The sequence below is a fragment of the Kitasatospora sp. NPDC059747 genome (assembly GCF_042732955.1).
Taxonomy (GTDB): Bacteria; Actinomycetota; Actinomycetes; order Streptomycetales; family Streptomycetaceae; genus Kitasatospora.
Genome location: NZ_JBHWGV010000121.1, coordinates 18,533 through 27,358 on the forward strand (window position 1 = coordinate 18,533; position 8,826 = coordinate 27,358).

Consider the following 8,826-nt stretch of genomic DNA (forward strand, 5'->3'; position numbering starts at 1 on the left):
CGATGGACGACAGCAGCGACCGGGTGATCGCCGACGCGGCCGAGGAGTGGGAGGTCCGTGAGGGCCGTACGCCGTTCCAGGGCCGGGTCACCGGCGTGCGCAGCGAGGAGGTCCGGATGCCCGACGGCAGCTGGGCCCGCCGCGACTACCAGACCCACCCCGGCTCGGTGTCGGTGCTCGCCCTGGACGACAAGGAGCGGGTGCTCATCCTGCGCCAGTACCGCCACCCCGTCCGCCAGCGGCTCTGGGAGCTGCCGGCCGGCCTGCTCGACGTGCCCGGCGAGAACCCGTGGCACGCGGCCAAGCGGGAGCTGTACGAGGAGGCGCACGTCGAGGCCGGGACCTGGCGGGTGCTCGCCGACTACTACACCTCCCCGGGCGGCACCGACGAGGCGCTGCGGATGTTCCTCGCGACCGACCTGTCCGACGCCGAGGGCGAGCGCTACGCGGCCGAGGGCGAGGAGCAGGAGATCGAGACGGCCCGGGTGCCGGTGCCCGAGCTGATCCGGCTGATCCAGGCCGGGCGGCTGCACAACCCGACGCTGGTCACGGGCACGCTCGCGGTGCACGCCGCGCTGACGACTCCCGGCGGGCTGGACGCGCTGCGCCCGCCGGAGGCGCCCTGGCCGGCCCGGCCCTTCGAGGCCTGAGCCGGCCCTCCCGGGGCCCTCTCGGGGCCCGCTCGGGGCGCTCCCGGCGCTCCCGTTGATCCGGCGGGGTGATTTGCCGGTTCGTACGACCGGATGTCACCTCGGCCGGGCCGGACGGCGCAACTACGCTTCGCAGACAGGCGGTCCGTCCCGGGCCGCGCGCGCTGAGCACCGGACGACGTCGGGAGTGGGCACGGGTGGCGAGGAAGACGGTGACGATGGACGCCGGCCCCGGAGTGCCCGCCGGGTCCGTGCCCGGTGTGGAGCGGCTGCCGGCGGGCCCCACGGTGTTCGCCGGGCGGCGCGCCGAACTGGCCGCGCTGCGGGCCGCCGCGGCCCGCCCGGCCGCCGGCCGCAGCCCGGTGCTCGTGCTCGCCGGGCGCCCCGGCTCGGGCCGCACCGCGCTCGCCGTGCGCTTCGCCCGCACCGTCGCCGCGGACTACCCCGACGGCGTGCTCTTCACCCGCCTGTCCGCGCCCGACGGCGCCCGGGTGCCGCCCGCCCGCGCCGCCCGCCTGCTGCTGGAGCAGCTCGACCCGGCCGCGGACGTGCCGCTGCCCGGCGCGGCCGAGGACGGGCGCGACGAACCGGCCTGCGTCGCGCTGCGCGAGGCCCTGACCGGCCGCCGGGTCCTGCTGCTGCTCGACGACGTCCGGGACGCCGGGCAGCTGTGGCCGCTGCTCGCCGACGAGCCCGGTTGCCTGGTGCTCGCCACCACCGCCGGGCCGCTCACCGGCATCGAGGACATCGACCCCGTCATCCTCGGCGGGCTCGACCGGCAGGCCTCCGGCGAGCTGCTCGCCGACCTGGTCGGCGGCACCCGGCTCTCCTGCGACCCGGTCGGCGGCGCCGACCTCGCCGAGGCCTGCGCCGCCCGGCCGGCCGCGCTGCGGCTGATGGCCGGGTGGCTGCGCGGCAACCCGAAGACGGCCGTCACGGACGCGGCGCGCGAGCTCGCGGGCGTCCTGGGCGAGGAGGCGGCCCGGCCGGCGGCGGACCGGCACAAGACGGCGAGGGACGGCGCGAAGGACGCCGGGAAGGACGCTCCGAACGACGTGGCGAAGGGGGCCGCGCAGAGCGTCGTGAACGGCGCCGTGAAGAGCGCCGCGAAGAGCGCCGCGAAGAGTGTCGTGAACGAGGGGAAGAAGGAGGAGAAGGCGGCGGCCCCGAAGGGCGCGAAGACCGCCAAGGGAGCCAGGGCGGGCAAGGGGACCAACAGCCTCAAGGACGCCAAGGGGGCCGGGACCGGCGCCGCCGCGGCGCCGGAGCCGCCCGCCGAACCGGCCACGGACCCGGCGGCCTGGGTCAAGCCCGCCCCGGAGCCCGCCGAGCCGGTGCCCGTCCCCGACAACGACCCGCTGGTCGGCGCGTTCACCCTGGTGTACCGCACGCTGCCGGCCGCCCAGGCGCGGATGCTGCGCACCCTCACCCTGGCCCCCGCCCAGACGGCCGACCCCCGCACCGCCTCCGCCCTGGTCGGCTGCCCGGCACCGGACGCCGCCGCGACGCTGGCCGCGCTCGCCGGGCGGGAACTGCTCGCCGAGGAGCCGCCGGCCCCCGACGGCACGCCGCGCTACCGGGTGCCCGCGCGGCTCTACCCGCGGCTCGTCCGGCTGCGCGAGCACGAGGACCGGCCCGCCGAGACCGAGCTCGCCCGGGCCCGGCTGCTGGAGCGGATGGTCCGGCTCACCGAGTCGGCCCGGGCGCTGCTCGACCCGGCCGCCGGCCCCGCACCGGACCCGCTGCCCGCCGCGCTGCGGCTGCGCTCGGCCGCGCACGCCCGGGAGTGGCTGCTCGGCGAGCGGGACCTCCTGCTCACCGCCGTCGGCGACGCGATCGGCCAGGGCGACCTCGACGGCTCGGCCGGGCGGCTGGTCACCGCGCTGCTGCGGGCGCTGCCGCTCACCGGCGGCGCGGCGCCCGCCGACCTGCACCGGCTGCACGAGCTGGTACTGACCGTCGCCGAGCGCAACGGCCGGCCCCGGCGCGCCTCGGCCGCGCTGCTCAACCTGGGCGACCTGCAGGCCGGCGCCGGGCGCTGGGAGCTCGCCGGGACGCACTACCGGGCCGCCCTGGAGCACGCCCGCAGCGTCGGCGACCAGCCGCTCTGCGCGCGGGCGCTGGAGGGCGCGGCCGGGTGCCACCGGGCGCTCGGGGACGCCGTCCGCGCCGCCGACTGGTACGGGCGGGCGCTCGGGCTGCGGCAGTCGATGGGGGAGCAGGCGGCGGAGGCCCGGCTGCTCGCCCGGGTGGCCGAGGCGCACACCGCCCAGCGCCGTTTCGAGGAGGCCGAGCGCGAGTACCGCGCCGCCCTGGCGGTGCTGCGCAGGCTCGGCGACGAACGGGGCCGGGAGGCCGTCGGGGCCAGCCTCGCGGACCTGCGCGAACGCCTCTACGCCGGGTGGTGAGGGGCGGTTCAGGGGTATTGTCTTAGATGTCCGGTTCGGGCATCTTTGATGGGAAGATCGCGGTGGAAGCCTACGAACCTGCCAATGTGTCCGGCAAAATTAGTCACTTTGGAAGGCTGACACGCCGACTGGGCTTCATTACACTCGAACTCAGTCGCGCAGCGATCCATGCCCCGGGCTGCCCCCGGAGGCTTCCCCCTGTGCGCGGCGCCCGCCGGTCTTCTCCGGTAGGGACCCCCATGGCAAGAGGACGTGTTTAGCCGTGAAGGTCGGCATCCCCCGCGAGGTCAAGAACCACGAGTACCGCGTGGCCATCACGCCCGCCGGCGTGCATGAGCTGGTCCGCAACGGACACGAGGTCTACATCGAGGACAACGCCGGTGTCGGCTCCTCGATCCCCAACGAGGAGTACGTGGCCGCCGGCGCCACCATCCTCCCCACCGCCGACGAGGTGTGGGCCACCGCCGACCTGCTGCTGAAGGTCAAGGAGCCCATCGCCTCGGAGTACCACCGCCTCCGCAAGGGCCAGACCCTCTTCACGTACCTGCACCTGGCGGCCGACCGCGCCGGCACCGACGCGCTCGTCGCGTCCGGTACCACCGCGATCGCGTACGAGACCGTGCAGCTCGGCAACGGCGCCCTGCCGCTGCTCGCCCCGATGTCCGAGGTCGCGGGCCGGCTGGCCCCGCAGGTCGGCTCCTACCACCTGATGCGCCCGGCCGGCGGCCGCGGCGTGCTGCCCGGTGGCGTGCCCGGCACCCACCCGGCCAAGGCCGTCGTCATCGGCGGTGGCGTCTCCGGCTGGCACGCGGCCACCATCGCCATCGGCATGGGCTACGAGGTGACCCTGCTCGACCGCGACATCAACAAGCTGCGCGAGGCCGACCGCATCTTCGGCACGAAGATCAAGGCCATCGTCTCCAACACCTTCGAGCTGGAGAAGGCCGTCATCGAGGCCGACCTGGTCATCGGCGCCGTGCTGATCCCGGGCGCCAAGGCCCCGAAGCTCGTCACCAACGAGCTGGTCTCCCGCATGAAGCCGGGCTCCGTGCTCGTCGACATCGCCATCGACCAGGGCGGCTGCTTCGAGGACTCGCGTCCCACCACGCACGCCGAGCCGACCTTCCAGGTCCACGACTCGGTCTTCTACTGCGTGGCCAACATGCCGGGCGCCGTCCCGAACACCTCCACCTACGCGCTGACCAACGCGACGCTTCCGTACGTCGTCGAGCTGGCCAACCGCGGGTGGAAGGAGGCGCTGCGCCGTGACCCGGCGCTCGCCAAGGGCCTGAACGTGCACGAGGGCCAGATCACCTTCCCGGCCGTCGCCGAGGCCTTCGGCCTGGAGTCGGTGTCCCTGGAGAGCGTGCTCGCCTGAACACCCTGACCGCACGGCGGTCGTTCGCCCCCGACCCTCTCCCCTCGGGTCGGGGGCTTCGCCGTGCGCGTGAACGGCCGGTGGCGCGGGCGGGTCGCTCTGTCGTCAATTTTCGTCGGTCGTGTCACCCCACCGCACCCCGGCGCAGAAACGTTAGGGTCAACAGGCCACTCATCCCTTGACAGCGGCCCGCCCGATAGTCGACACATGAGGCCCACTACCGTGGATTGTGTTGCTGCGAACGCCTTGAACGGCCTAGAGTCGCAAACCGTCGGCTGCTGCCACGCTGACGAATCGACATAGAGTCCTGGATGCCCAAGGAGGTAAGACGACTTGTGAATGAGTCGACATTTGCTCCCGGGGGTGGTCAGCCAGGACTGGCGGAACGCACCGCCGGCCAGCCGAGTGAGGAGCCCGGGGCCCGGCAGCCCTCCGTGGGCTCGGCCGAGGTCGGCTCGGTCGCACTCCGTACCTTCGAAGCACGCCAGAACACAGCGCAGGTGACCACGGTGACCGATCACGACGCCGACTTGGCGGCCTACGGCCTGGCCTACGGCGAGTTCGCCTACGGCGCCTACGACGACCCGGACGCCGAGTACGAGCCGGACCCGGAGTACGCCGCCACGCTGGCCCCCGACGCCGCGCGCCAGCGCCGCGAGCGGGTCGGCCCCACCGGCCGCCCGCTGCCCTACTTCCCGATCCCCGCGCCGGTGGCCGAGCACGGCCCCGCGCAGATCATCGCGATGTGCAACCAGAAGGGCGGCGTCGGCAAGACCACGTCGACCATCAACCTGGGCGCCGCGCTGGCCGAGTACGGCCGCCGGGTGCTGCTCGTCGACTTCGACCCGCAGGGCGCGCTCTCGGTCGGACTCGGCGTCAACCCGATGGAACTCGACGTCACGGTCTACAACCTCCTCATGGAGCGCGGCCTGACGGCCGATGAGGTCCTGCTCAAGACGGCCGTGCCGGGCATGGACCTGCTGCCGTCCAACATCGACCTCTCCGCCGCCGAGGTCCAGCTGGTCAGCGAGGTCGCCCGGGAGTCCGCGCTGGCGCGCGCCCTGAAGCCCCTGCTGCCGGACTACGACTACGTCATCATCGACTGCCAGCCCTCGCTGGGCCTGCTGACGGTCAATGCGCTGACAGCCGCTCACAGCGTCATCGTCCCGCTGGAGTGCGAGTTCTTCGCCCTGCGCGGCGTCGCGCTGCTCACCGAGACCATCGAGAAGGTCTGCGAGCGGCTCAACCCCGAGCTGCGCCTGGACGGCATCCTCGCCACCATGTACGACTCGCGCACCGTGCACAGCCGCGAGGTGCTCGCGCGCGTCGTCGAGGCGTTCGGCGAGCACGTCTTCCACACCGTCATCGGGCGGACCGTGCGCTTCCCGGAGACCACCGTCGCCGGCGAGCCGATCACCACGTACGCGACCAACTCGGTCGGTGCCGCCGCCTACCGCCAGCTCGCCAGGGAGGTGCTCGACCGGTGCCGCCCCGCCGAGTGAGTCTCCCGGGTGCCGACGAGCTGTTCCGGACCACCGGCGGGATGGCGCTGTCGCCGTCCCTCGCGCCGCGTCCGGCCGCCGAGGCATCCAGACCGGAGACCGCGCGGACCGGCAACGGCACGGACGGCGCCGAGGGCGCCGAGGGCACGCAGGACGCCCAGGACGCCCGGGGCACCGGCGAGACGGGACGCCGGCCGTCCCCGCAGGACCAGTCGGCCGCCACCGTCCCGGCGCCCGCGCAGCCGCCCGTGCAGCGCTCCGCCGGGGCCCCGGGCGGCAAGACCGTCCAGGGCGGCCGCGGCGCCGCCGCCACCCCGGCCGGCGCCCCGGCGGCCGCCCGGCACGCCGGCACCGCCGAGGAGCAGGCGGGCACCGCCGGACGGGCCCGCCCGCGCGGCCGCGCGCCGCGGCGGCCCAGCGGGCGCGAGCGGCACGACGAGAAGATCACCGTGTACGTGTCCGCCGAGGAGCTCATGGACCTGGAGCACACCCGGCTGGTGCTGCGCGGCGAGCACGGCCTGGCCGTGGACCGCGGGCGGATCGTCCGGGAGGCCATCGCGGTCGTCCTGGCGGACCTGGAGCAGCGCGGCGAGGCCTCCATCCTGGTGCGGCGCCTGCGCGGTCGCTGAGGGCCCCAGGGCCAGGGCCAAGGGCCCTCCGGGCCTCGGCGGGCGTCCCCGGGGCGCCCCGGGGATTCGGGCGCACGGCGTGTCGACGGCCCCGGGGCGGGGCGGGCGCCGGGGCCGGGTGAAGATGGAACGCCATGCCCAGCACCACCGAACCGCCTGCCACCACCGCGAGCCCCGGGACCGACGACGGGTCGCGGGGCGGGTTCCGGGTGCGGCTGGACAACTTCGAGGGCCCCTTCGACCTCCTGCTGGGCCTGATCGCCAAGCACCGGATGGACGTCACCGAAGTGGCGCTGGCCACCGTGACGGACGAGTTCCTCGCACACATCCGGGCCATGGGCCCGGACTGGGACCTCGACGCGGCGACCGAGTTCCTCGTCGTCGCCGCCACCCTGCTCGACCTCAAGGCCGCCCGGCTGCTGCCCGCCGCCGAGGTCGAGGACGAGGAGGACCTCGCCCTCCTGGAGGCGCGCGACATGCTGTTCGCGCGGCTGCTGCAGTACCGGGCGTACAAGCGGGCGGCCGAGGTGTTCGGGGAGCGATGGGCCGCCGAGCTGCGCCTGCGCCCGCGCACCGCCGGGCTGGAGCCGCACCACACCGAGCTGCTGCCCGAGGTGGTGATCACCATCGGCGCTGAGCGGCTCGCGCAGCTCGCGGCGAAGGCGATGGAGCCGAAGCCGGCGCCCGTCGTGTACGTGGACCACATCCACACCCCGCCGGTCAGCGTGCGCGAGCAGGCCGGGCTGGTGGCGGCCCTGCTCACGGAGCTGGGCGAGGCGTCGTTCCGGCGGCTGGTCGCGGACGCGCCGGACACCCTGGTCGTGGTGGCCCGCTTCCTCGCGCTGCTGGAGCTCTACCGCGAGCAGGCGCTCGCCTTCGAGCAGCCGGAGGCGCTCGGGGAGCTGACCGTGCGGTGGGTGGCCGAGCCGGGACGCGGCGCGGTGGAGGTCACGGACGAGTTCGACCGGCCGGCGGGGGAGAAGGAGGAGGACGGGTGACGGAGACGTCTGCGGACGGCGGCGGGCGGCCGCAGCGCCGCCGGCTGGGGCTGCCCGGGCGGCCGCGGGCCGAGGAGTGGCTGGAGCCGGTCTTCGAGCTCGTGCCGGACGAGCCGGAGCGGCCGGCGGAGCCGGTGGCCGGGGCGCCCGTGGTGGAGGCGCCCATGGCGGAGCCGGTGGCTGAGGTGCGCGTGGCGGGGGCGCGCGTGGTGCACCAGAAGTCGGCTCCGCCGACTTCCGACGTGCCGCCGGTCCGGGCGGAGGCCGAGTACGCCGAGTACGCCGAGTACGCCGGGGAGGCCGGTGACGTCGGGGCGCCCGGCGTCGGGCTGCGGGCCGAGCTGGAGGCGATCCTGATGATCGTCGAGGAACCGGTGACCGAGGACCGGCTGGCCGGCGTGCTGGAGCGGCCCCGGACCGAGATCGCCGACGCCCTGCGCGGGCTGTCCGCCGAGTACACCGCCCAGGGGCGCGGCTTCGACCTGCGGCACGTCGCCGGCGGCTGGCGCTTCTACAGCCGGGCCGCCTGCTCCCCGGCCGTCGACCGCTTCGTCCTGGACGGCCAGCAGGCCCGGCTCACCCAGGCCGCGCTGGAGACCCTGGCGGTCGTCGCCTACCGTCAGCCGGTGTCCAGATCGCGGGTCTCGGCCGTCCGTGGTGTGAACTGTGACGGCGTGATGCGTACCCTGGTACAGCGAGGACTGGTGGAAGAGGCCGGATCCGAGCCCGAAACAGGTGCGATCCTGTATCGGACGACGAACTACTTCCTGGAACGGATGGGGCTCCGCGGCCTGGACGAGCTGCCGGAGCTCGCTCCCTTCCTGCCCGAGGTCGACGACGTGGAAGCGGAGTCCCTGGAGGGCACGATGATCGCGGAGGCGGTCGCCGCCGCTGCCGCGCAGGCCGCGGACGGCAGTGGCGAGGCCGGTCGGGCTGAGCACGATCGGCAGGGGGCGGTGAGGTCGGCCGAAACGACCGCACATCCCAGACGGAACGACGTACGGACACTTTGATGCGTAGCAGTGGCAACGGCAGGAACAGCAGCGGCGGCGGAAGCGGTCGCGGCGGACAGGGCGGGGGCCGGGGCGGCGGCTCCTACGGGGGCGGCGGCGGCCGCGGCGGCTCGGGCTCGCGGGGCGGTTCGTCCGGCGGCGGTTCGTACGGCGGCGGCTCGCGGGGCGGCTCCTACGGCGGCGGCGCGGGCTCGCGCGGCGGCTCCGGCTCGTCCGGGCGGGGCCCCCCCCCCACCCCCCGCCCCCCC

Annotated in this window: 8 protein-coding genes; all 8 read left to right on the forward strand. The window is 75.1% G+C overall.

Annotated features, from left to right (window positions below):
• The first annotated feature begins 2 nt into the window (after positions 1-2).
• On the forward strand, positions 3-650 hold the full coding sequence (locus tag ACFV4G_RS35775; RefSeq protein ID WP_380446355.1) for an NUDIX domain-containing protein: 648 nt from the start codon (positions 3-5) through the stop codon (positions 648-650).
• 197 nt (positions 651-847) lie between these two features.
• Complete coding sequence (locus ACFV4G_RS35780) at positions 848-3,058, forward strand: tetratricopeptide repeat protein (protein ID WP_380446356.1); 2,211 nt, start codon at positions 848-850, stop codon at positions 3,056-3,058.
• 262 nt (positions 3,059-3,320) lie between these two features.
• Positions 3,321-4,436 (forward strand): alanine dehydrogenase, encoded by a 1,116-nt coding sequence (ald, locus tag ACFV4G_RS35785; protein ID WP_380446357.1) that lies wholly within the window; start codon positions 3,321-3,323, stop codon positions 4,434-4,436.
• Between the two features lie 434 nt (positions 4,437-4,870).
• Entirely contained in the window at positions 4,871-5,938 is a 1,068-nt protein-coding gene (locus ACFV4G_RS35790) for a ParA family protein (RefSeq protein ID WP_030245868.1), read from the forward strand.
• Positions 5,935-6,567 (forward strand): hypothetical protein, encoded by a 633-nt coding sequence (locus tag ACFV4G_RS35795; RefSeq protein WP_380446358.1) that lies wholly within the window; start codon positions 5,935-5,937, stop codon positions 6,565-6,567. Before ACFV4G_RS35790 ends, ACFV4G_RS35795 begins: the two co-directional genes overlap by 4 nt.
• 134 nt (positions 6,568-6,701) lie before the next feature.
• The gene (locus ACFV4G_RS35800; RefSeq protein ID WP_380446359.1) at positions 6,702-7,565 is read left to right on the forward strand and encodes a segregation and condensation protein A; all 864 of its coding nucleotides are present in this window, start codon (positions 6,702-6,704) and stop codon (positions 7,563-7,565) included.
• Positions 7,566-7,921: 356 nt separating this feature from the next.
• On the forward strand, positions 7,922-8,578 hold the full coding sequence (locus tag ACFV4G_RS35805) for an SMC-Scp complex subunit ScpB (protein WP_380446365.1): 657 nt from the start codon (positions 7,922-7,924) through the stop codon (positions 8,576-8,578).
• The coding region (locus ACFV4G_RS35810; RefSeq protein ID WP_380446360.1) for a hypothetical protein at positions 8,578-8,826 on the forward strand (249 nt) is incomplete at its 3' end. The genes ACFV4G_RS35805 and ACFV4G_RS35810, both read left to right, overlap by 1 nt.

Coding starts and splice junctions, on each gene's coding strand:
- ACFV4G_RS35775 (WP_380446355.1), top strand. CDS start 3: ATGGACGACAGCAGCGACCGGGTGATCGCCGACGCGGCCGAGGAGTGG.
- ACFV4G_RS35800 (WP_380446359.1), top strand. CDS start 6,702: ATGCCCAGCACCACCGAACCGCCTGCCACCACCGCGAGCCCCGGGACC.
- ACFV4G_RS35805 (WP_380446365.1), top strand. CDS start 7,922: ATGATCGTCGAGGAACCGGTGACCGAGGACCGGCTGGCCGGCGTGCTG.